This is a genomic window from Salegentibacter salinarum, from assembly GCF_900168115.1.
GTDB lineage: Bacteria > Bacteroidota > Bacteroidia > Flavobacteriales > Flavobacteriaceae > Salegentibacter > Salegentibacter salinarum.
In genome coordinates this window covers 1-23,869 of record NZ_FUZC01000019.1, presented here as the reverse complement: position 1 = coordinate 23,869, position 23,869 = coordinate 1, and the positions used below count along the sequence as shown (strand labels likewise).

The 23,869-nt window shown below is 37.7% G+C and carries 23 protein-coding genes and 1 other RNA gene; 12 read left to right on the top strand and 12 right to left on the bottom strand.

Going from position 1 to position 23,869, the window contains the following annotated elements; all coding sequences use genetic code 11:
- Nucleotides 1–217: 217 nt before the first annotated feature.
- Nucleotides 218–2,668: an endopeptidase La gene (gene lon / locus B5X53_RS16710; protein WP_079714372.1), complete on the bottom strand. Its 2,451-nt coding sequence runs from the start codon at nt 2,666–2,668 to the stop codon at nt 218–220.
- 215 nt (nt 2,669–2,883) lie between these two features.
- On the opposite strand from lon, the gene B5X53_RS16705 reads away from it, so the two are divergent.
- The 4 genes from B5X53_RS16705 (at nt 2,884) to B5X53_RS16690 (ending at nt 5,997) form a co-directional block, all read left to right on the top strand.
- Nucleotides 2,884–3,492: an RNA polymerase sigma factor gene (locus B5X53_RS16705; protein WP_079714371.1), complete on the top strand. Its 609-nt coding sequence runs from the start codon at nt 2,884–2,886 to the stop codon at nt 3,490–3,492.
- 38 nt (nt 3,493–3,530) lie between these two features.
- Nucleotides 3,531–4,097 (top strand): hypothetical protein, encoded by a 567-nt coding sequence (locus B5X53_RS16700; RefSeq protein ID WP_079714370.1) that lies wholly within the window; start codon nt 3,531–3,533, stop codon nt 4,095–4,097.
- Nucleotides 4,081–5,166: a hypothetical protein gene (locus tag B5X53_RS16695; protein WP_079714369.1), complete on the top strand. Its 1,086-nt coding sequence runs from the start codon at nt 4,081–4,083 to the stop codon at nt 5,164–5,166. Before B5X53_RS16700 ends, B5X53_RS16695 begins: the two co-directional genes overlap by 17 nt.
- 96 nt (nt 5,167–5,262) lie before the next feature.
- Nucleotides 5,263–5,997, top strand: coding sequence for a head GIN domain-containing protein (locus B5X53_RS16690; RefSeq protein WP_079714368.1), 735 nt, complete (start codon nt 5,263–5,265; stop codon nt 5,995–5,997).
- 34 nt (nt 5,998–6,031) lie between these two features.
- Here the strand turns inward: B5X53_RS16690 and B5X53_RS16685 are convergent, their stop codons facing one another.
- Both B5X53_RS16685 and B5X53_RS16680 read right to left on the bottom strand, forming a co-directional pair.
- Nucleotides 6,032–7,369, bottom strand: coding sequence for an MFS transporter (locus B5X53_RS16685; protein ID WP_079714367.1), 1,338 nt, complete (start codon nt 7,367–7,369; stop codon nt 6,032–6,034).
- A gap of 83 nt (nt 7,370–7,452) precedes the next feature.
- Complete coding sequence (locus B5X53_RS16680) at nt 7,453–8,274, bottom strand: M48 family metallopeptidase (RefSeq protein ID WP_079714366.1); 822 nt, start codon at nt 8,272–8,274, stop codon at nt 7,453–7,455.
- Nucleotides 8,275–8,463: 189 nt separating this feature from the next.
- On the opposite strand from B5X53_RS16680, the gene B5X53_RS16675 reads away from it, so the two are divergent.
- The 5 genes from B5X53_RS16675 (at nt 8,464) to lpdA (ending at nt 12,667) form a co-directional block, all read left to right on the top strand.
- Nucleotides 8,464–9,333, top strand: coding sequence for an alpha/beta fold hydrolase (locus tag B5X53_RS16675; protein ID WP_079714365.1), 870 nt, complete (start codon nt 8,464–8,466; stop codon nt 9,331–9,333).
- A 91-nt stretch (nt 9,334–9,424) separates the two neighbouring features.
- Nucleotides 9,425–9,919 (top strand): peptide-methionine (R)-S-oxide reductase MsrB, encoded by a 495-nt coding sequence (gene msrB / locus B5X53_RS16670; protein ID WP_079714364.1) that lies wholly within the window; start codon nt 9,425–9,427, stop codon nt 9,917–9,919.
- Between the two features lie 93 nt (nt 9,920–10,012).
- Nucleotides 10,013–10,405 carry a peptide-methionine (R)-S-oxide reductase MsrB gene (msrB, locus tag B5X53_RS16665; protein WP_079714363.1) on the top strand — a complete coding sequence of 131 codons (393 nt, stop codon included), beginning with the start codon at nt 10,013–10,015 and terminating at the stop codon, nt 10,403–10,405.
- A gap of 19 nt (nt 10,406–10,424) precedes the next feature.
- Nucleotides 10,425–10,958, top strand: coding sequence for a hypothetical protein (locus tag B5X53_RS16660; RefSeq protein WP_143533273.1), 534 nt, complete (start codon nt 10,425–10,427; stop codon nt 10,956–10,958).
- Between the two features lie 317 nt (nt 10,959–11,275).
- Nucleotides 11,276–12,667, top strand: a complete 1,392-nt coding sequence (lpdA, locus tag B5X53_RS16655; protein ID WP_079714361.1) for a dihydrolipoyl dehydrogenase — start codon at nt 11,276–11,278, stop codon at nt 12,665–12,667.
- 206 nt (nt 12,668–12,873) lie between these two features.
- On the opposite strand, the gene B5X53_RS16650 is transcribed toward lpdA, so the two are convergent.
- The 4 genes from B5X53_RS16650 to B5X53_RS16635 form a co-directional block, all read right to left on the bottom strand.
- Nucleotides 12,874–13,599 carry a Dph6-related ATP pyrophosphatase gene (locus B5X53_RS16650; protein WP_079714360.1) on the bottom strand — a complete coding sequence of 242 codons (726 nt, stop codon included), beginning with the start codon at nt 13,597–13,599 and terminating at the stop codon, nt 12,874–12,876.
- The gene (gene aroQ, locus B5X53_RS16645; RefSeq protein WP_079714359.1) at nt 13,599–14,021 is read right to left on the bottom strand and encodes a type II 3-dehydroquinate dehydratase; all 423 of its coding nucleotides are present in this window, start codon (nt 14,019–14,021) and stop codon (nt 13,599–13,601) included. Before aroQ ends, B5X53_RS16650 begins: the two co-directional genes overlap by 1 nt.
- 141 nt (nt 14,022–14,162) lie before the next feature.
- A complete protein-coding gene (locus tag B5X53_RS16640; RefSeq protein WP_079714358.1) occupies nt 14,163–14,651 on the bottom strand; it encodes a hypothetical protein in 489 nt (162 codons plus the stop codon).
- Nucleotides 14,652–14,796: 145 nt separating this feature from the next.
- Nucleotides 14,797–15,402 (bottom strand): porin family protein, encoded by a 606-nt coding sequence (locus B5X53_RS16635; RefSeq protein WP_079714408.1) that lies wholly within the window; start codon nt 15,400–15,402, stop codon nt 14,797–14,799.
- A gap of 117 nt (nt 15,403–15,519) precedes the next feature.
- On the opposite strand from B5X53_RS16635, the gene xerD reads away from it, so the two are divergent.
- Together xerD and B5X53_RS16625 are read left to right on the top strand one after the other, a co-directional pair.
- On the top strand, nt 15,520–16,416 hold the full coding sequence (gene xerD, locus B5X53_RS16630; protein ID WP_079714357.1) for a site-specific tyrosine recombinase XerD: 897 nt from the start codon (nt 15,520–15,522) through the stop codon (nt 16,414–16,416).
- A gap of 115 nt (nt 16,417–16,531) precedes the next feature.
- Entirely contained in the window at nt 16,532–17,494 is a 963-nt protein-coding gene (locus tag B5X53_RS16625) for an aldo/keto reductase (RefSeq protein ID WP_079714356.1), read from the top strand.
- 162 nt (nt 17,495–17,656) lie between these two features.
- Here B5X53_RS16625 and rny read toward each other — a convergent pair whose 3' ends face one another.
- The 4 genes from rny to B5X53_RS16605 form a co-directional block, all read right to left on the bottom strand.
- Complete coding sequence (gene rny / locus B5X53_RS16620) at nt 17,657–19,219, bottom strand: ribonuclease Y (RefSeq protein ID WP_079714355.1); 1,563 nt, start codon at nt 19,217–19,219, stop codon at nt 17,657–17,659.
- A gap of 50 nt (nt 19,220–19,269) precedes the next feature.
- Nucleotides 19,270–19,389, bottom strand: a non-coding RNA gene (ssrS, locus tag B5X53_RS16615) — 6S RNA.
- A 52-nt stretch (nt 19,390–19,441) separates the two neighbouring features.
- Nucleotides 19,442–19,735, bottom strand: a complete 294-nt coding sequence (locus B5X53_RS16610) for a cell division protein ZapA (protein ID WP_079714354.1) — start codon at nt 19,733–19,735, stop codon at nt 19,442–19,444.
- 5 nt (nt 19,736–19,740) lie between these two features.
- Nucleotides 19,741–20,031: a hypothetical protein gene (locus B5X53_RS16605; RefSeq protein ID WP_079714353.1), complete on the bottom strand. Its 291-nt coding sequence runs from the start codon at nt 20,029–20,031 to the stop codon at nt 19,741–19,743.
- A 184-nt stretch (nt 20,032–20,215) separates the two neighbouring features.
- Here B5X53_RS16605 and B5X53_RS16600 point away from each other — a divergent pair, with 184 nt between their 5' ends.
- Nucleotides 20,216–21,910 (top strand): M23 family metallopeptidase, encoded by a 1,695-nt coding sequence (locus B5X53_RS16600; protein ID WP_079714352.1) that lies wholly within the window; start codon nt 20,216–20,218, stop codon nt 21,908–21,910.
- Between the two features lie 323 nt (nt 21,911–22,233).
- Here the strand turns inward: B5X53_RS16600 and B5X53_RS16590 are convergent, their stop codons facing one another.
- Complete coding sequence (locus B5X53_RS16590) at nt 22,234–23,406, bottom strand: GlmU family protein (RefSeq protein ID WP_079714350.1); 1,173 nt, start codon at nt 23,404–23,406, stop codon at nt 22,234–22,236.
- Nucleotides 23,407–23,869: the final 463 nt, after the last annotated feature.

Here is a 23,869-nt window from a genome sequence, read left to right as displayed (position 1 = left end):
AATTTAATTTCAAGGTGGAAGGCAAACTTAGGCAAAGCGATAGTTTTCTGAAACTTTCAATATCAGAATTAAAAAAAGCTGTCTGGAAAATCCGTGAGAACGTCATTTTGTACCGAATCTTCGGGATCAGAATCTAAGAAAATGAGAATTAATCTCATTTTAGAACTGAAACCAGTTCAGGTGGACGAAACCGGATGTCCCCAAACAGCTTTTAAAATTAAAGCGTTTTAGCGTTTTTTACTTTTTCATCTGTAATGGCGAGATCTATAACTTCGCTCATTTCATTTACATAATGAAAAGTAAGTCCTTTTAGATAATCTGCTTTTATCTCTTTTATATCACGTTCGTTCTCTTTACAAAGAATGATCTCTTTAATACGCGCACGTTTCGCAGCAAGAATTTTTTCCTTAATCCCTCCTACCGGAAGTACTTTTCCCCTAAGGGTGATTTCTCCAGTCATAGCGACACTTTTCCTCACTTTTCGCTGTGTAAATAACGAAACCAGAGAAGTAAGCATTGTTATCCCTGCACTTGGTCCATCTTTAGGCGTAGCACCTTCAGGTACGTGAATGTGTACATTGTATTTTTCAAATATAGTAGGATCTAAACCAAGTTCTTCGGCGTTAGACTTCATATATTCCATAGCAATGGTAGCCGATTCTTTCATTACTTTTCCAAGGTTACCGGTAATATTCAGGTTTCCTTTTCCTTTAGAAAGAATAGACTCAATAAATAAGATATCACCTCCAACTTGCGTCCAGGCTAAACCGGTTACCACACCGGCAACTTCATTGTTTTCATATTTATCGCGTTCCAGTCTTGGACTTCCAAGCACTTCTATAACATCTTCGTTGGTCACTTTAACATTATACTCCTCTTCCATCGCAATATTCTTGGCGGCGTGACGAACCATTTTTGCGATCTGCTTTTCCAAACCACGAACACCAGATTCCCGGGTATAACCTTCCACAATTTTCTCTAATTGCGGCTTGGCAATCTTTATATGCTCTTTTGTTAGTCCATGCTCTTTTAATTGCTTTGGAAGTAAATGCTGCTTGGCAATTTCTACCTTCTCCTCTATGGTATAACCGGTAACATTTATAATTTCCATACGGTCTCTAAGTGCCGGTTGAATGGTACTCAAAGTATTGGCCGTTGCAACGAACATTACCTTAGAAAGGTCAAAGCCCATTTCCAGGAAGTTATCGTGGAATTCACTATTCTGTTCGGGATCCAATACTTCCAATAATGCTGAAGAAGGATCACCGGCGTGGCCCATACTTAATTTATCAATTTCATCTAAAACAAAAACCGGGTTGCTGGTGCCCGCTTTTTTGAGCGATTGGATAATTCTACCCGGCATCGCCCCGATATAAGTTTTCCTGTGTCCGCGTATTTCAGCTTCATCGCGTAAGCCACCAAGAGAAACTCTTACGTACTCTCTTCCTAAAGCTTCGGCCATAGATTTACCAAGCGAAGTTTTACCAACTCCGGGAGGTCCGTAAAGACAAAGAATTGGCGACTTCATATCGTTACGAAGTTTCAAAACCGCTAAATATTCTATAATTCGGCGTTTTACATCGTCTAAACCATAATGGTCGCGATCCAGAATTTTCTTTGCTCGTTTTAAATCAAATTTATCTTTACTGAATTCATTCCACGGAAGATCCAAGAACAAGTCTAAATAATTTCGTTGAATTGAATATTCTGCCACCTGCGGATTCATCCGCTGCATTTTAGAAATTTCCTTATCAAAATGTTTTTGAACTTTCTCGTCCCATTTTTTCTTTTTGGCGCGAAGTTTCATCTCTTCAATTTCATCTTCATGAGAAACGCCGCCCAGTTCTTCCTGGATGGTTTTCATTTGCTGATGAAGAAAATATTCACGCTGCTGCTGGCTCATATCACTTTGCACCTTGCTCTGAATATCATTTTTAAGTTCCAGTTTCTGAAACTCCATATTCATATGCCGCAAAGTAGCCAGGGCGCGATCTTTAAGATCGTTGGTTTCCAGTAATTTTTGCTTGTCTTCTACCGCAAGATTCATATTGGAAGACACAAAATTGATTAGGAAAGAAGAGCTTTCTATATTCTTAATCGCGAAAGAAGCCTCGCTTGGAATATTAGGACTTCCCTTTATAATTTGTAGTGCAAGTTCCTTTATAGAATCTATAATCGCAGGAAACTCTTTATTATCAAGTTCCGGTCTTGCTTCAGGAACTTCCTTAATTTTCGCTGTTAGGTAAGGTTCTTCTTTGACAATTTCATCAATTTCAAAACGCTTTTTTCCCTGGATAATTACCGTAGTATTTCCATCGGGCATTTTTAAAACCCTAAGAATACGCGCAACAACACCGGTTGTATAAATATCCTTTGCAGAAGGATTTTCTACTTCTTCATCTTTTTGTGCAACAACCCCGATTATCTTTGAATCGTTGTTTGCTTCATTAATCAATTTAATAGAAGTATCCCTTCCGGCCGTAATTGGTATTACCACCCCGGGAAATAACACTGTATTTCTTAACGGAAGTATTGGTAAAGTTGAAGGCAATTCTTCCCTGTTTATTTCTTCTTCATCCTCTGGCGTCATTAAGGGAATTAAATCTGCATCCTGATCTATATCTTGCAATGACAAACTGTCAAAACTCGTCAATTTAGTTTTAGCCATAATTTATTTTAAGTCAAACTGTCACAAACAGCTTGTGGTTCTTAATCTTTTCTTTTTCTTTAAAGTCTTATGCTCAGTAAACTAAGCTGCTTTTCGTGCAATTTCTACTAGAAGTAGTCAATTCCTGTGCCACCATCTTTTTCAGATTTTTTTTCTGAAAACTGTAACAAATCAAATTCAAAGCTATCTTTAGTATAGAAACAAGATAGTTTTAATTGACACCAACCATCACACATATCAATGATCTTGTTGCACGTTGCCGAAAAAATGACCAGCGTGCACAAATGGAAGTTTACGAGCGCTATTACAAAGCTATGTATAATACTTCCCTGCGTATTGTTAACGATACAGCTGAAGCTGAAGACATTATGCAGGAAGCATTTTTAAAAGCATTTGCAAAGATAGATAGCTTTCAGGGGACTTCCACCTTTGGGGCCTGGTTAAAAAGGATTGTGGTAAACCTAAGTATTAATGCATTCAATAAAAAGGTAAAATTAAACGAAGTAGCCTATAACGATGAGCTGAAGAATGAAATAGATGAAAGTGAAGGAATTATCCTGGAAGAAGATTCTAAAAATGAAAAGGTAAATAAGATTTTAAAAACGCTCAATTCGCTTAAAGAAAATTACCGCGTCGCTTTAACGCTGCACTTAATAGAAGGTTACGATTACGAAGAGATTGGCGAGATATTAAATTTAAGTTATGCCAATTCCCGAACTATGATTTCGAGAGCAAAAGAAAGTTTAAGAAAAAAATTGCTGAAAGATGAAACCGGCATGAGGCCGGACCCAAAAACCGGCAAAGAACCAGGAAAAAATAACTAACCTGTAATGATTTCAGGATTAGTTCAATTTATAAAATTATGAAAAACGATAATACATACGAGCTTTTTAAAGAGCTGGACTTTGACAATAAAGAACCTGCTTCAGGACACAAAACAAGATTTCTGAAAAAACTGGAGGAACAGAATAACCAAACCAAACCATTAGGCAGCAGGCCTCATAAGAGAAGCCTTTGGGCGCCAATGCTATCGGTGGCTGCAATTCTTGCGATAGCTTTTATGGTTTTTACCGGATTTTTTAATGAAAACACACGCGGGAATTCTGGAGAATTAGCAAGTGTTTCTCCTGAAATGAAAGAAACCCAGCAATTTTACACCCAGCTTATAAAAACCGAACTGGCAACTCTTGAAACTGAAGATACCCCTGGAACCGAAGCGATTGTAAAAGATGCTTTGACCCAACTTGAAAAACTGGAAAACGAATACACAAAACTGAAAAAAGATTTACAAAACAGCGGTAAAGATAAACGGGTTATCTACGCGATGATATCCAATTTTCAGCAGAGAATAGATCTATTAAATGAAGTACTTGAACAAATAGAAAATATTAAAACCCTAAAAAAACAGAGCGATGAAAACTATATTTAAAATATTAATGGTGACTATGCTTGTCCCGGCTTTAAGCTATTGTCACGGCGACCTCAACGGCAGGCATACCAAAGAGAAAAAAGTCACAAAATCTTATAATGTGAGCGCTACCGATATGCTGACCATAGATAACAGTTACGGAAATGTAGATATTTCAACCTGGGATCAAAATAAAGTGGTAATAGAAGTCAACATAAAAACTAATGGCGATGATGAGGAAAAAGTACAACAAAAACTAGATGAAATCAGTATAGAATTTAATCAGTCTGCCTCTGGTGTGAGTGCAAAAACTCATTTCACAAGAGAAGATAGATCCTGGTGGAGCTCGCTTTTTAATAGTTCAGGTAATGTAAATATGCAAATCAATTACACCATAAAAGCGCCAGAAAGACATAGTGTAGATATAGAAAACGATTACGGCGGAATTTACATAGACCGGCTCCTGGGGAATGCAAAAATAAGCTGCGATTATGGAAAAATTGATATTGGCGAATTACGTGGAAATTCCAATCTTCTTAATTTTGATTACACGCGTAACAGCCACATAGGTTTCGTGAAAAATGCAGAGATAAAAGCCGACTATAGCGGTTACGAAATTGAAGAAGCCGAAAGACTAAATATTAGTGCCGATTATACCGATTCCAGGATTAAAAAAGTTGCCCAGCTGGATTTTAACTGTGATTATGGTAGTATAAATATTGAAAAAGCGAAAAGAATTGTAGGCAATGGGGACTATCTAAGCACTAAAATAGGCCGTGTTTTTGAATCTCTGGATCTCAACCTCGATTATGGTTCGGCTACTATAGATAAGATCTTAAAAGGAGTTTCTAAAGTAGAGATAAACACCGATTATGCTGGTATAAAACTAGGTTACGACAGAGAACATCCGTTTAATTTTACGGTAAAATCATCTTACGGCAATGCAAAAGGATTGGACGAGATGCAAATTAGAAAACGCCACGACGAGAATACCAGTAAACTTTTTGAAGGCTATCATCTTGAAGAAAATTCAGGTAACAGCATTTTTATCAATACCAGTTATGGAAATGTAACTTTCAACAAACAGTAAAATACCTCAGAGCATTTAAATCTCGATTATCGAGTAACAAAACCGAAAATAATTTTACTCACTTTAAAACAATTCATCAATCATTAAACTTAAATTATGAAAAAACTAATCTTAATTTTATCAGTATTATTTATCGCATCCTCACCAGTCCAGGCGCAATGGTGGGGCAGTAACGAAACCATAAAAGGAAACGGTGAAATGACTTCAGAAAAAAGGAACACCGGCGATTATGACGAAATTACCCTGGTAGGTTCTATGGATGTTGAACTGGTTTCAGGCTCCGAAGGAAATTTAACTGTAGAAGCTGAAAGCAACCTTCAGGAATATATTACTACTGAAGTAAACGGCGGCACCTTAAAAATCTCAATCGAAAAAGGTTATAATTTAAGACCTTCAAGAAATAAAGGCATAAAAGTAACGGTGCCATTTCAAGATTTAGATGCGGTTGAAGTAACCGGCTCCGGAGATCTTTGGAATTCTGCTACAATTACTGCAAGAAACTTCAGCACCAAGCTTACGGGTTCAGGTGATATCAAATTAGACCTGGAAGTTGAAAACCTGGAAGGTGCAGTAACCGGGTCGGGGGATATTCAATTAAGAGGAAAAGCCAGGGATTTTGATTGTAAAGTGACCGGTTCTGGCGATTTTAAAGCGTATGACTTAAGAGCAGAAAATGTTGAAGCTACCGTAATGGGTTCCGGAGATATTCAAATTTCAGCAAATAAGAAGTTGAAAGCCAAAGTAATGGGATCGGGAGATATAAAATATAAAGGAAACCCAGAAAATCAGGATTTTAAAACTTCCGGTTCGGGCTCAATTTCTTCAAATTAATATTCAGAAGAAATAAAACGAAAAAGAAAAATTATTAAATCCTGTCTTTCGAGACGGGATTTTTTATGGGTACCCGCAGCAATAAAATTACTCCTCCAATAAAAAAGATCACTAAAAATAAGATTGAATTTCTAACACTCCCAGTGATTTGAGCTACAATTCCGTACAGGAACATTCCTATTACAATTCCTATTTTTTCAGCAACATCATAAAAACTGAAATAACTCGCGGTATCTATCGCATTTTCCGGAAGCATCTTAGAATAAGTAGACCGCGAAAGCGACTGAATCCCGCCCATAACTAAACCTACCGAAGCCGCAGCTACATAAAATTGTTGCGGACTCACGATAAAAAAAGCATAACCACAGATGGCGATCCAGATTAAATTTATGAAAATAAGGACTTTAATATTTCCGAATTTTATCGCCAGCCTCGAGGTCAAGGTTGCGCCCACTACAGCCACCAGTTGAATTAATAAAATACTTATAATTAATCCCGTTGTTGCGTCCTGCTCCCCCCACTCTAATTCTTCTATTCCAAAATAAGTTGCTACCAGCATAATGGTTTGTACCGCCATACTGTAAACAAAAAACGCGGCTAAATATCGCTTCAGTTGAATATTGTGTTTCAGGGTAATCCATATTCCACGAAGTTCCCTGAAACCATTAAAAAGAACATTTTTAGTAAAAGCGGCCTTCTTATTTCCTTTAGGTAGATAGGCATAAGTATATTGGCTAAAACCAATCCACCATACACCGGTTAAAACAAAAGATAAACGTGTGGGTAAAGCTTCACTTTCAAAACCAAATGTTTCAAAATTAAGAATCATTAAAAGGCAAATCACCAGAAGGATCACACTACCAATATAACCCAGGGAGAAACCCTTCGCGCTAACTTTATCCTGCTGATTGGGAAAAGCAATATCTGGCAAGTAGGAATTATAAAATACCAAACTTGCCCAAAAGCCTATAAGCGCAAGAAAATAGCACAATAGGCCAAACCAGAGAAATTCGAGACTAAACCAAAAAAGACCTATACAGGAAAGCGCTCCCAAATAGCAGAAAAACTTTAAAAAATTCTTCTTATTTCCCACATAATCGGCAATACCGGATAAAAACGGACTTAAAACAGAAACCACTAAAAACGCAGCTGCTGTAACATAACTTATTAAAGAATCGTTATTAATACTAAAACCAAGAAAGTCTACGGTATCGTCCAGGATGGTACCATCTTCATCTTTTACAATGGTAAGTGCTCCATAAAAAATAGGAAAAATAGCGGAAGAAATTACGAGACTGTAAACCGAGTTCGCCCAGTCATAGAAAGCCCAGGCATGTAATAATTTTTTATGCCCTTTGGGAAGTTTATTCATTTACGCAGAATATTTTAACGAGCCCTAAAATAGAAAAAGCTGCCTTAAAAGACAGCTTTTTCATATAATTTATATGTTATATTCTATTGAAAACTGGTAACACCGTACTTCTTAGCTTCGGCCTCAGCTTCAGGAGCCCATTTCTCCAGGTTATTAATCCTGGTCTGGTTAGCAGGGTGAGTACTTAAAAACTCCGGTGGAGCCTGGCCATCACTTTGTGCCGCCATTCTTCTCCATAAATCGGCAGCTTCGTAAGGATCATATCCGGCAATTGCCATTAAGGTTAATCCAATTCTATCGGCCTCGGTTTCGTGGCTTCGGCTAAAAGGAAGCATTACTCCAACTTGAGTTCCCAAACCATAAGCTTGTGCAAATATTTGTTGGGTTTCCTGGCTTCTACCACTTACGGCTACTGAACCTGCCACTGCACCAAGTTGTTGCAACTGGGCAGCACTCATTCTTTGTGCACCGTGATCGGCAAGGGCGTGGGCGATCTCATGAGCCATAACTACAGCTACCCCGGTTTCGGTTTCAGCTACCGGTAAAATTCCGGTAAAGAAAACTATTTTTCCCCCTGGCATTGCAAATGCATTTACCGCATCATCTTTTACAAGATTATATTCCCATTTAAAATCTTCTAAAAATCCCTGGTACCCATTAGCATTAAGATATCTCTCTGCGGCAGTTTCAATTTTACTTCCAGTACGTTTAATCATTTGTGCCTCAGCGGTACCGGTTACAACTTCATTTTCAGACAAGAATTGATCATATTGCTGAAAAGCAGCAGGAAATAACTGATCGTTAGAGACAAAATTCAAATTCTTTTCTCCGGTAAAGGGATTGGTTTTACAAGCTATCACGAGCAGTAAAACCGCAATCACGCTAATTGTCTTTTTAAGTTTCATATGTTTTGGTTTAGTTTTGTTAAAATTACAAAAGCATTGAATGCTTGTTTATCGCTTTAAGCATCATTTAACAGTTTACACTTTTCAAAAATGATACCACAAAGAGAATTATCCCGTAGATAGGCATTCCTTCTACCGTATGACATTTAGGAAATATGTAAATTGCGGTTTAATTACCCAAAATTAAAGATGAATAAAAAACAAAAAGATCAAATCCCGGTACAAAGATTACTTGTGCCAAATTATATTAGATATACCGGTAACGTACTCTCTAAACTTTCGCCTTTTGTGGCCAGCAGGTTTGCGGGGCAACTTTTCTTAACCCCGTTTAAATATAAGCTGCCAGAACGGGAAAAAAATATGGATGAGCTTTCTAAACAATATCGGGCAGAAATCCCAAAAACCAGCCGTGAAATTGTGGTATATGAATATGGTGAAAGCAAAAAGAAAATTTTATTGGTGCACGGTTGGAGTGGTCGCGGTACCCAGTTAGCCAAAATAGCTGAAACTTTAAAGGCTGAAGGTTATAGTACCATTAGCTTTGATGCTCCTGCCCACGGTAAAGCTCCGGGTAGGAAAAGTATGATGCTGGATTTTATAGATTCCATTCAGTTTTTAGATGAAAAATATGGTCCTTTTGAGGCTGTTATTGGTCATTCCCTGGGCGGAATGGCTACACTAAGAGCCGTAAAAGAAGGTTTAAATACCAAAAAACTAGTAATTATAGGGACAGCTAACAGTATTACCCATATAACCCGTGAATTTGCACAAAACCTTAAAATGAACCGCAAGGTAGCCGATAAGATGAAAGCTCATTTCGATAAAAAATTCGATATTGATATGGATAGTTATTCTGGGGCAATTTCGGCTAAGGAAGTAAAGATACCTACTCTTGTTGTTCATGATGAAAATGACGTAGATGTTGAAATATCTTCAGCTTACGATATCCACGAGGCATTAGAAAACAGCGAACTCTTTATCACAAAAGGTTTGGGACACCGCCGTATATTGGGTGATTCTAAAGTAATTAACAAAATCACAACGTTCATCGCGGTATAATCTTTGTACTTTTAAAAGAAAAAACCCATCCGGGTTTTCAAGATGGCTATTTTTTTTTCTAAATAAAAAGCTATTTAAACTTAAAAAAACAATGAAAAAGATAATACCAATTTTACTCGCAGTTTTTGTGATGAGCTGCCAGGGTAATGCTCAAAAAGATCAGGAAAAGGACCAGCAAAAAAAAGAGGAATTTGAAGTTTCCAAAACCGATGAACAATGGAAAGCCGAATTAAGCGATGCTGAGTATAAGGTTTTAAGAAAAGCGGCTACAGAACCTTCATTTTCGAGCCCTTTAAACGACATTGAAGAACAGGGAACCTTTGTATGCGCCGCCTGCGGAAATGAACTCTACAAAACCGAACATAAATTCATGAGCGGTACAGGCTGGCCAAGTTTTGATCGCCCTATTAAAGGCGGTGTGGCTTATGGTACCGATTCTAAATTAGGTTACCAAAGAAACGAAGTACACTGCGCTCGTTGCGGTGGGCATTTAGGCCACGTTTTTGAGGACGGGCCAAAAGAAACCACCGGCAAAAGACATTGTATTAATGGGATTGCGATGGATTTTGAACCAGAAGAAAAATAGATTTTCGTTTTCACGGAAATAATAAAATAATTTAAGATTTCCAGCATAATTTTTCCCGTTTTTTTCGGGACGGAAATAACAAAAAAATTAAGAATGAAAAAGTATAGTATAGAAAAACCTGAAACCGAATGGAAAGAACAACTTTCTGAAGAACAATTTCGGGTATTGAGAGAGAAAGGAACAGAAGCACCACACACCGGGAAATACAATATGCATTTTGAAGATGGTGAGTATTTTTGCGCCGGTTGTGGTGAAAAATTATTTGACAGCGAAGCCAAGTTTGAAAGTGGCTGCGGTTGGCCCAGTTTTGATAAAGCTATAGAAGGAAAAGTGGAATACGTACAGGATAAAACCTTTGGAATGATTAGAACTGAAATTCTATGTGCTAGCTGCGGAGGACATCTTGGCCACGTTTTTGATGATGGACCTACAGAAACCGGCCAGCGCTACTGCGTAAACTCGGCCAGTATTAATTTTAATAAATAACAACCTAACACCTATGATTATGAAAAAACTATTTTCAATTTTATTTATGACCACGTTTTTATTTGCAGCCTGTGAAGGAGATCAAGGCCCTCAGGGACCTCCAGGTCCTCCTGGTGAAAACGGCGTTGATATTGTTGGCATCAGTTATGAATATGATGTAGAGTTTCAATACGTTGAAGACGATAATATTTATTTTTCCTTATTGGAATTTCCAACAACTGAAAAACCCTCAGATGCTATTTTAGTTTATAGACTGGAAACAATTGAAGGAGTAGAAACCTGGAATTTAATTCCCAAAAGCTATTTTTTCAATGAAGGCATTCTACAAATTTCTTCAAATCATACCGATCAGGATGTTGAGTTATTAATTGAAGCTGATTTTGATTTAGAGAATCTAGATGCTTCCTTCACTTCAAATCAATATTATAGAGTTGTAGTGGTACCGTCAGACTTCGAGCAAAGTACAGGAGTTGATACCTCAGATATAAACGCGGTTATGAACGCACTTGATCTAAAAGAAAGTGATGTGAAAAAAGTAGGAAGTCTTAAGTAAGACTAACTTTTATTCAAAACAGACCTCACAGATTTAAAACCTGTGGGGTCTTTCTTATTTAAGAAATTTGTTGTGTCAATTCTAAATTTTAAATGACTCCAAATCTTCTTCAAATTAACCATTAAATTAAACCTGATTTATTTTCTATTTTCTTTGCAACTATACTCATAGCGAAAACTTTCAGTTTAAATGTTTATTCCTTAAATTCGCAACTTCAGTCGCTAAGCGAGATTTAAAATTAGTCCTGAAGTATGCCTTTTTCATTACAATCTGGCTTGCCTCGGGAGAATAACTAAGCATTATAAAAAATTCCGAATATGAGTAAATACGATATCATTGTTTTAGGTAGTGGCCCGGGAGGTTATGTAACCGCCATTAGAGCTTCACAACTAGGTTTTAAAACCGCAATTATAGAAAAAGAAAGCCTTGGAGGTGTTTGTTTAAACTGGGGGTGTATCCCAACCAAAGCCCTTTTAAAGAGTGCCGAGGTTTTTGATTATCTGAAACACGCCGAAGATTACGGATTAAGTCTTGAAAAAGCCGATAAGGATTTTTCAAAGGTCATAAAACGTAGCCGCGATGTGGCTGCAGGAATGAGTAAAGGGGTTCAGTTCCTAATGAAAAAGAACAAAATTGACGTAATTGAAGGCTTCGGGAAATTGAAATCCGGGAAGAAAGTCGCTGTTACAGATAAAGACGATAAAACCAAAGAATATCAGGCTGATAATATTATTGTGGCTACCGGGGCTAGATCTCGCGAATTGCCAAACCTTAAACAAGATGGTAAAAAAGTAATTGGCTACCGTGAAGCAATGAGCCTGGAAAAACAACCAGAATCTATGATCGTGGTTGGCTCTGGTGCTATTGGCGTTGAGTTTGCTCATTTCTATAATGCTATGGGAACTGAGGTGACCGTGGTAGAATTTTTACCAAACGTGGTGCCTTTGGAAGATGAAGAGATCTCCAAGCAATTTGAGCGCAGCATGAAAAAAGCGGGAATTAAAGTAATGACCAATTCTTCGGTAGAAAGTGTAGATACTTCAGGTAAAAAAGTAAAAGCCAAGGTGAAGACCAAAAAAGGCGAAGAAACCCTGGAGGCTGATATCGTACTTTCTGCAGTTGGAATTAAAACCAATATTGAAAATATAGGTCTTGAAGATCTTAAGATCAAAACCGATAAAGATAAAATTGTTGTAGACGATTTTTATAAAACCAATGTAGACGGGATTTATGCAATTGGAGATGTGGTGCACGGCCCTGCGCTGGCACACGTTGCTTCTGCAGAAGGAATTCTTTGTGTTGAAAAAATCAAAGGAATGGACGTTGAGCCATTAGACTACGGGAACATTCCCGGTTGTACTTATGCAACTCCTGAAATCGCATCGGTTGGAATGACTGAAAAGCAGGCAAAGGAAGCCGGATACGAACTTAAAGTTGGTAAATTCCCATTCTCTGCTTCAGGAAAAGCAAAAGCTGCAGGAAAATCGGAAGGATTCGTAAAAGTAATCTTTGACGCTAAATACGGCGAATGGTTAGGTTGCCATATGATTGGCGCCGGAGTAACCGATATGATTGCTGAAGCGGTTCTTGGACGTAAACTGGAAACTACAGGCCACGAAGTATTAAAAGCTGTTCACCCTCACCCAACAATGAGTGAAGCGGTAATGGAAGCTGTTGCTGCTGCTTACGATGAAGTAATTCATATTTAAGAAGCATAAATTATAAAAACAAAATCCCCGAAACAATTCTGCTTCGGGGATTTTGTTGTTTGTTAAGCCCGTCATTACGAACGCAGTGAAGTAATCTCTAAATTTATTTACTATCATCTTTAGACGGCCACGTCAGCTATTACCTCCTCACAATGACACAAATTGTTAGTTTACCGTTTAAGAAATCACTTCAACAACTTAAGAAATCACTTCAACAACAAATCACAATACACAAAACTGGTATCCCAGGATTTTTGATCTTCAGAAAAGCAATTATTGTCTGATTCGTCTACGGGTTTGTAAGATTTCTCAACCATCTCCCCTTTTTCAAATTCAATGGGCTTCTTAAAAATGGGTCCGTCGAAAACAAAAGTGTGAAATTCGCCATTTTCGCCACACTGGTCTACATTCGGCGGTAAATCGTTTAAAAAGCTTGGGTCTATAATTCTTCCGCAGAAAGATTTATCGAGTTTATCGGTGTTTACGCATACTACGATCGCTTTAAATCCGTTGGCAATAAATTCCTTTAAAAGCGCCTTTGTATTTTGTTTCCAAAGCGGAAACACTGCCTTTACTCCTATTTCTTCTAATTGCTTTTCACGATAATCCTTTAGATCTTCCAGAAAAATATCTCCAAAAATGCTATGAGTAAAACCTTCATCTAAAAGCTTGTTGGTTTCTATTTTCATTACCTCATTATAATCTTCCATAGAAACCTCTCCGTGCAATTCTATCTGCTGAAGTGGCAGGTTTAAATATTCTGCCTGCTTTAGGAGTAATTCTATTCGCACACCGTGCATAGAGATTCGGTTAAATTCCGTATTTACCGTAGTAACTAATTTTTGCACCGAATATTCTCCTTCCTGCTGAATTTTGTATAGCGCTAGTGCGGCATCTTTTCCACTACTCCAGTTTAGATAGGCTCTTTTCATTATTTTTTATTTAAAAAACTTTGAATAGCCAAATCATATCCTAAAAGTCCGAAACCAAGAATTACCCCTTTAGCGTTAGGTGCGATATAAGACTTATGCCTGAATTCTTCCCGGGAATGGGTATTAGAAATATGCACTTCTACTACCGGAGTTTTTATGCCTTTAACCGCATCTCCCAATCCAACCGAAGTATGTGTGTAAGCGGCTGCATTTAAAACAATCCCGTCAAAATCTTTATCGGCTTCGTGAAGTTTATTGATGAGCTCCCCTTCTACATTGTTTTGGTAATAAGAAAGTTCGGTTTTTTGAAATTTAAACTGAAGTTCAGAAAAATAGGTGTCAAAACTTTTATTTCCGTAGGTATCAGGTTCACGGGTGCCCAAAAGGTTTAGGTTGGGACCGTTAATAATCATTATTTTCATTTTTTACCGCTTAGTTGGTTATACCCGTAAAGGTAAAAAATAAGATATAGTTGATCTATAAAAAACCCTTCAGAAAAAAGAAAGATCCTTTTAGGGAAATTCAATTTTTAAGAAGGGTAATTTCTGGTTGATTAATTTTAGTTACAATCCGAATTCAATTCCCAGGTTTATGGCACCAAAGCTACCGTCATCTGCGCTAATTCCGGTATAAGATCCTACAAGGCCTATAATTCCGAAATTATAACCTACTTGTGGCCGATAATAAAAGCCACCATCGTTACCATCATTTAAACCTACCGCATAGCCTAAATCGGTTCCGAAAAAGAAACCTCTTACGAGTGAAATACGTCCTGATGCGGAGATAGGGAGAAATGCAGGGTCGTCTACTTCAAAGCCTCCAAAATTATCTTCTTCCATAAAAAATTGGGTATAGCCTATTTTAGGACCTATATATAGCATATCTGCCACGCCAAGCAAATAAGCTAAGTCTGCCCCTGCCTGGAAATTACTAACTTCTTCTATATCTCCAACTGGTAAGCCAACATTTGCGCCAATTCTTAATCCGCTTTGTGCCTGCATAACAGTGGCCCCCAATAAAGCAAAACAAATAACAAGTACTAGTCGTTTCATAATTATACATTTTTGGTTACTTACGTAAAGTTATTGTAAGCAGCAATTAGTACAAACATTAGTAGCGAATTACAGGATTTCAGGTATAAAAAAAACGGGAACCATTAAGTTCCCGCTTTCTATTCATAGGTGTTAATATGCTGTATTAAAACATTAGTCCAATACCTGCCTGGATCCCGTTATTTTTAATAGCATCGTCATCCCAGTTATCGCTATCAAATACATCTGTAAATCCTTGAGTATATCTCGCAGATAAGAAGAACCCGTTGTTAAATTTGTAAGAAGCACCAATTGCCCCTCCAAATTCAAAAGTACTTCCGGCTTCAGTATCAAATTCTGCATCACCCATACTACTTTCAAAGTCATACTCTTCTTCTACCAAAAAGTTAAAAGAAGGCCCTGCTTCGATTGATAATCCATCAATAAGATAGATCTTAGCTAAAACAGGTACTTGAATATAATCAAGCTGATACTCTCCATTAAAATTCTGTCCGGCGAAAGTTCTATTTGCTTCCAGTCCCTGAGTTGCATAAAGCACCTCTGGCTGAAGGGAAAAACGTTCGCTTAAAGGAATTTCAGAAAGTAAACCTAAGTGAAATCCTGTTCGGCTTTTCTCATCCTCAAATCCGTCTGAAGACATATTGGTGAAATTTACACCACCTTTGGCTCCAAAATACACGAATTCCTGTGCGCTTGCCGCGGTAGTAAAACCAAATACGGTAATTAATGCAATTAAAATCGACTTTTTCATTACTTTCATTTTTGTTAGTGTTACAAGGGCAAATGTAGGAACAGGCTTCTTAATAAAATGTTATGTAAGCCTAAAGTATTACTAAGATTAAGGCAAATTGTTTATTATCTTTAACGTATGAAATGGGCCTCTGCATTACAGGATTATTGTAACTATCTTCGCATAGAACGCGGACTCTCAGATAACTCCATTACCAATTACAGGCTGGATGTTGTGAAACTTATTAACTTTTTAAGCGTTAAAAATATAGAAGTTTCACCTATTCAAATTTCAGAAGAAATCTTACAGCAATTTATTTATGAAATTGCCGGCGATGTTAATGCCCGTTCCCAATCACGCATAATTTCTGGTTTACGCGGATTTTTTAATTACCTGGTTTTTGAAGATTACCGCAAAGACAATCCTTTAGACCTCATAGAATCGCCTAAAATAGGCCGAAAATTGCCTGATACCATTTCTACTGAAGAAATAGACCTGCTTATCGCAACTATAGATCTGAGCAAGGCTGAAGGGGAACGTAACCGTGCCATCCTTGAAACTTTATACGGGTGTGGCTTGCGAGTTAGCGAACTTACAGAATTAAAGATTTCAGATCTTTTCTTTAAAGAAGGCTTTATAAAAGTAACCGGTAAAGGAAATAAGCAACGTTTTGTACCGGTTTCAGAATACACACAGAAGTATATCAATATTTATAAAGACGAGGTTAGAATTCATCAAAAGATCAATAAAGATGCTTCTGATACCTTATTTTTAAACCGAAGAGGCAACCCGCTCACCCGGGCAATGATCTTTACTATTATAAAAAGACTTGCCGAAAAAGCCGGAATTCAGAAAAAGATAAGTCCGCACACTTTTAGACATTCATTCGCAACACATTTACTGGAAAACGGGGCCGATTTACGCGCTATTCAACAAATGTTAGGTCACGAAAGCATTACCACTACTGAAGTGTATATGCACGTAGACCGAAAACATCTTAGAGAAGTTATGGAACAATTTCACCCAAGGCGATAACTTATATTAAAGTTCGGTTAAACAGGTTTCAAATCATCAAAAAGCCTGTATTTATTATTATTTTAAGGCCATTGTATTTTAAAAATTGCGAAGAAAAATTTAAACCAATTCAAAAATGAAAACATTAAAATTTAAGAATGGCGATGAGATGCCGGCCATAGGATTAGGTACATGGAAATCTGGAAAAGATGAAGTGAAAAATGCGGTAAAAATCGCATTGAATAACGGTTACAGACATATAGACTGCGCCGCCACTTACGGCAATGAAGACGCTGTAGGTGAAGCATTCGCTGAGGTTTCTTCTGAGGGAAAGATAAAACGGGAAGAGGTATGGATTACTTCAAAACTTTGGAATAACGCCCATAAAAAAGAAGATGTGATTCCTGCATTGAAAAAAACACTGAAAGACCTGCAATTAGATTATTTAGATCTTTATCTAATTCACTGGCCGGTGGCATTTAAACCCGAGGTGGATTTTCCCCAAAACGATGACCAATATTTATCATTAGAAGAAGTACCACTAATTGAAACCTGGAAAATGATGCTTGAAGCCAAAAAACAAGGTTTGGTAAAGCATGTTGGGGTTTCAAATTTCAGCACAATGAACCTGGAGGGATTAATGGAAGAAACTTCAGACTATCCAGAAATAAATCAGGTAGAATTACATCCTTATTTGCAGCAAAATGAATTATTGCAATTTTGCAGTAAGCATAATATTCACCTTACGGCTTTCTCTCCCCTGGGAAGCGGCGACCGTCCTGATGGAATGAAAGCTAAAGACGAACCTTCATTACTTGAAAACCCGGTAATAAAAAAGATTGCTAAAAAACACGGGGCAAGTGCAGGCCAGGTATTAATAAAATGGAATGAAATGCGCGGAACCGCGGTAATTCCAAAGTCTACCAATGAAGAAAGGATTATTGAAAATCTTGCCAGCGCCGGACTTAATTTAAATGAAGAAGATTTAGAAAAAATTGCTGCTTTAGACGAACATTACCGGTATGTAACCGGCGAATTTTTTGTCACCAAAGGAAATTCTTACGAGAATATCTACGATGATGATGATTATAAAGCTTAATTAGTTAAAAGTAAAAAGGGTGTCTGGAAGCTTTTACACCGTCACCCTGAACTGGTTTCAGAGGGTCTAACATCTTAGATTCTGAAATAAATTCAGAATGACGTAAATAAGGATTTCCAAACACACTTTGTATAAGGTATTTTTAAATATTATCTAATATATCTACTTAGCAATATTTACTGCCCTGGTTTCTCTAATAACAGTCACTTTAACCTGACCAGGATAAGTCATATCGGTTTGGATTTTCTGTGAAATTTCAAAAGAAAGATTTGAAGCTTTTTCATCGTTTACTTTCTCGCTTTCCACAATTACTCGTAGTTCACGTCCTGCCTGAATAGCATAGGCTTTCTTAACACCACCAAATCCAAAAGCAATTTCTTCAAGATCTTTTAAACGCTGAATATAAGAATCAAGCACTTGTCTTCTCGCTCCCGGTCTTGCGCCGCTAATAGCATCACAAACCTGAACAATTGGAGAAAGCAAAGAATTCATTTCTATCTCGTCGTGGTGAGCACCGATAGCATTACAAACTTCCGGTTTTTCCCCGTGTTTCTCGGCCCATTGCATTCCAAGGATCGCGTGAGGCACTTCTGTTTCGGTTTCCGGCACTTTACCAATATCGTGGAGTAATCCGGCACGTTTGGCCAATTTAGGGTTAATTCCAAGCTCAGAAGCCATCACTCCACAAAGTTTAGCAACTTCCCTGGAGTGTTGTAATAAATTTTGTCCGTAAGATGAACGGTATTTCATTCGGCCGACTAACTTGATTAATTCAGGGTTTAAACCGTGAATTCCAAGGTCAATGACCGTACGTTTTCCAATATCAATAATTTCCTCGTCAATTTGCTTACGGGTTTTCTTAACGATCTCTTCAATCCTGGCAGGGTGAATCCTACCATCAGTTACCAGTTTATGCAACGATAATCGAGCAACTTCCCTTCTAACAGAATCAAAACAGGAAAGTATAATAGCTTCCGGAGTATCATCAACAATAATCTCTACACCGGTAGCGGCTTCCAGTGCCCTAATGTTTCTACCTTCACGACCAATAATTCTACCTTTTACATCATCACTCTCAAGATTGAACACAGAAACGCAATTCTCAATGGCTTCTTCAGTTCCTATACGCTGGATGGTGTTTATAATAATTTTCTTGGCTTCCTGCTGTGCGGTAAGTTTAGCTTCTTCTATGGTATCCTGGATCAGGGCCATAGCATCTGTTCTTGCACTGTCTTTTAGCGCTTCAGAAAGTTGTGCCTTGGCTTCATCAGCAGAAAGACCGGAGATCACTTCTAACTGCTGAATCTGGCTGTTGCGAAGTTTATCAATTTCATCCTGTTTCTTTTCAAGATATTCTACACGCTGATTATAATCGGCTAATTTATCTTCGTAATCTTTATTGAGTTTCTTGTTTTTAGAAAGTTCTCCCGAAACCTGTGATTCCTTATCCCTGATGCGTTTTTCGGCATCATTCATCTTTTTGTCACGATTAAGAATTACTTTCTCGTGCTCAGATTTTAATTCAATGAATTTCTCTTTGGCCTGAAGTATCTTATCTTTCTTGATACTTTCTCCTTCAGATTTTGCTTCTTTAAGAATATTAGCCGCAGTTTTCTTGGCGTTCTTAATGGTTTGTGAAGCTCTCTTTCGCTCCAACTGCTTGGCAATGGCAAATCCAATTGCTATACCAACTACCCCAATAACTATATTTAATAATATCTCCATATTTAAAATTTATGTATAAAAAAAGCCTGTATTAGATAGGTTTTTGGATTAAACTCCTTAAAAACAAGTTTAGGGCTAACAAGCTGATCAAGAATCCGCTCATCCCGAAAAACGGGAGCGGCGCGCTTTTACAACTTAGACTCACCCTCTTTAAAGAATCTCTGTTGAGTTTATCAAAATATCACTAATACAGGCAGTAACCTTTATTTATTTAAAGAACGTTTATGACACCAAGTGCTTCTGCAGCAAATCGTTAAGCGATTTTAATTTATCTTCTGCTTTAAGCGAATCGGTAGATCTTTCTATATCTTTTTGCTCGGTTTGGGCGGCAAATTGTAAAGCACACATTGCTAATACATCCTGCTTATCCCGCACGGCATAACTTTGCTCAAATTGCTTAATCATAGCCTCAATTTTCTTCGCCGCCTTGCGTAAACCTTCCTCCTGTTGGGGATTTATAGTTAAAGGATACACACGATCTGCAATAGAAAGTTTTATTTTAAGTTTATCGGCCATATTTATTATTCAGATAATTGAACAATGCATTGATCAATTTCTCTTATTAAGCTGTTTAATTTAAGCTTGGTTTCTGTTTTGAATTCTGTACTGCCCAGCATTGCATTGGCGGCTTTGAGGTTTTGAATTTCCTGATTAGAGCCTTCAATTTTTTGGGTTAATCTTAGATTTTCTTCTTTAACAGCGCTCATTTCTTCCTCTAAAGAACGGTGATTCTGCTTTAAATTTTCGTACTTATGAAGCAGTTTACTAATCCTATTCTCAAGGCTATCAACGATTTCTGTCAATTCACTCATAAAAGCCAAATGTAATGCTTATCCCCACAAAGTTAACATTCGCGCTCTAATATGCCAATTGTTTTTTCGTCTATTTTTAAAAATCGGCAGGACTATTGCTAAGTTTCTAAGCACTAAGGCTTTAATTTTTGGTTAAACTTTGATTAACTTTACCGCCAGGTTATACCCCAAATAAAAAATTAATATGAAATCTATTTTAGCTGTAATCCTTTTATTCTTTAGCACTGCAATCCTCGCCCAGGCGCAGCTTCCGCAAGATTATTTTCAGAAACCACTTGAAGTTCCACTTGTTCTTTCGGGTACTTTTGGGGAATTAAGATCTAATCATTTTCATAGTGGATTGGATATTAAAACCCAGCAAAGACAAGGCTTAAATGTAGTTGCTTCGGCTAAAGGATATGTTAGCCGAATTAATATTCAACATTATGGCTACGGAAAAGCACTTTATATACAACATCCTAACGGCTATACCACTGTATACGCCCATTTAAAAGAATTTTCGCCTGAAATTGAAGCCTTTGTAAAAAAGCGGCAGTACGCTAACGAAACTTACGAGATAGAGCTTTTTCCTGAAGCGGGGGAATTACAGGTTGAAGCCAACGAACTAATCGCGTTTAGCGGTAATACAGGCGGCAGTGGCGGCCCTCACCTGCATTTTGAAATTCGGGATGGGAGCCAACGCCCTATGAACCCAAAAATGTTTGGATTTAATATTAAAGATAATCGTGCCCCGATAATTGACGGAGTTTATGCCTATCCTTTAGACGAAGAAGCGCACGTAAATAATTCACGGGAACGACAAAAAATAAACCTTACCCCACTCGAAGATGGAACTTATATTGCAAATGAAATAGATGCTTGTGGAAATATTGGTTTTGGAGTTTCATCGGTAGATCAGCAAGATGGAGCACCTAACCGAAATGGAGTTTATCATATTGAAGCTAAGCTAAATGGAGATCGTGTATTCACCTTACCCTTTAAGCGCTTTTCTTTTGCTGAAACCCGTCATCTTAATCAGTTAATCGATTATGAATATTATAGTAAAAACCGAAAACGTATTCAAAAACTCTTTGTTGAAGACGGAAATCCGTTAAGTCTTTATGAAGATGTAGTAAATAAAGGAGAGCTACATATTCAGGATAGCCTTAATTACAACTACACGATTAAGGTGAGCGATTTTGCCGGAAACCAGCGAGTGATACGGATTCCTATCCAGGGCATGCAGCGCAACGATATTCCGCCTAAAAAAGAAGATAAAACCGATTACTTTGCTCAGGCAAATCAGCCCTTCGCTGCCGAAGCTAATGGCATGGACATTTATATTCCAAAAGGAAGTCTTTATAATGACACCTACCTGGATATTGAATTTAGAGAAAATAAAGTGAAAGTGCATCACGACCATACTCCTCTTCATAAAAATATCACAGTAGGTTTTGATGTAAGCGAATATACAGCTGAAGAAAAAGAAAAACTTTTTATCGCGAGATTAGGATATGGAAACAGGCCCACTTATTCTTCAACTTACAAAAAAGCAAACCGCTTTACCACCGGTACAAGAAATTTTGGAGAATATACCCTTGCATCAGATGTTACGCCGCCAAAGATATGGCCTACCAATTTTAGCGATGGTCAGTGGATTTCCAGCAATAATACTTTACAGGTAAAAATAAGCGATGACCTATCCGGCATTAAAAGCTACCGGGCAACGGTAAATGGGAAATTTATCCTAATGGAATATGAATATAAAAACAACACGCTAACCCACGATTTTAGCGATGCTGTTGTAACCGATACCGAAAATCAGTTAAAAATTATTGCAACCGATAATGTTGGGAATAGCAATACTTATGAAGCTACCTTTTTTAGGAAAACTTCTTAAATTGAAAGGAGAATGAAGGTTTATATTATCTTAATTTAAAGGATATGGGTTTTGGAGGAAGTTCAAGCGGTGCCAATGTAATTTTTAAAAATAATCGTCGAGAAAGAAAATCGAAAACCGATAAGTTTCAAAAGTCTACCGGCTCAGGAATTAAGGGGATTAAATCTGAAGAAGTAAATTCAGCTGAAATCCTTGAAATAAGAAGGAAGATAAGACTGGAGAATAAAAGAAGACAGCGGAAATTATTGATATTCTCCACTGTCTCTATATTGATTTTTATAATAATATTTTGGAAAGTAATGTTCTAATTAAAAAACGAGCATTTAACCTCTCCTCCACTTACTGGTTTCCTCAAAAACGTGTTCCAGGATTTTTTTATCATCTTCTGAAAATTCTACGTTTCGGCGGTTCAATACAATTTCAGCCACTTCAAAAGCTTTTTGGGTTTTGTAAACCGTCATCCCGGCACTGCCACCCCAACTGAAACTGGGTACAAAATTTCGTGGAAATCCTGCCCCAAAAATATTTGCACTCACGCCAACCACAGTTCCGGTATTAAACATCGTATTTATTCCGCATTTACTGTGATCGCCCATCATCAATCCGCAAAACTGTAATCCCGTTTTAGCAAAACCTTCAGTCTCGTAATCCCAAATACGCACTTCAGCATAATTATTTTTCAGGTTGGAATTATTAGTATCAGCACCCAAGTTGCACCATTCCCCTAAAACTGAATTTCCTAAATATCCGTCGTGACCTTTATTAGAATTCGCGAAAAGCACAGCATTGTTTATCTCGCCACCACCACGACATCCAGGACCAAGTGTAGTGGGACCGTAAATTTTAGCACCCATTTTCACCAAAGCACCTTCGCAAACCGCGAGGGCCCCTTTTATAAGGCTTCCTTCCAGTACTTTTGCATCTTTCCCGATATAAATTGGACCGGACGAAGCATTTAACGAACAATTCTCCACCTCGGCTCCTTCTTCAATAAAAATCCTTTCCGGGTTTTTCACATAATTAGAATCGTGAATAGGTTGGGATTGTCGGTCTTTGGTTATAATTTCAAAATCAGCTTCAATGGCCTCCCCGTTTTTTGAAAAAATATCCCAGGAATTATTTATTTGAATTACTCCATCGGCCAACTCTTTTTGCTCATAATCACCTAAAGCCACTTCCTGATCTTTATAAGCGTGAAAAGCGACAATATCTTCCTTATGAAAAATTGCCTGGTTAGGCTTTAGATTTTGTAATTGTTGTAAAAATTCAGGATTTGGAAGAAAAGAAGCATTTATCATTATGTTTTCTTCCAGTTCTACCATAGGCCATTTTCCGGCTAAATAATCTTCAGTAACTGTAGAAGTGGTAGATTTTAAAAGGAATTCCCATTTTTCCCGAATTGTAAGAATACCAACTCTAATATCGGCTACAGGCCGCGTAAAGGTAAAAGGGAGTAAGCGGTTCCTGGCAGAACCGTCAAATAATATATAATTCATCCGCACAAATTTAGGCTTCAAAAATACAAATAAACTCACTTGACGCAAGTTTAGGAGGTTTTAACTTGAAAAATGAAGCAAAAAATAACTCCCTTCTTTTAGAAACTTTTATTAAACCCCCTCTTAATTGTAGATATTCTAAAGTCACGATCGGGTAGAAAGGTAAGGATTATTTCCCTACCTGTCCTCCCACACCACCCAGCATACGGTTCCGTACTGGGCGGTTCCCTAATTTACGTTCTAACTTTAAGGTAATAGTCCAGAAGAGAAGTGTAACCAGCCTGTCTCAGTCTGTGGATGGTAATAGTCCTTTTGAGGATAAAGCTGTTAGCTGTATGCCAGTAGCTTTTCCTCGTGTTGGCATATTCCCACGCTTTCCACTTGTTCAGGCCAAGCTTGATAAGCATCTTTCCTTTCGTGCGGATGCGTTTCCATTGTTTCCAGATACACATCCTTAGACGTC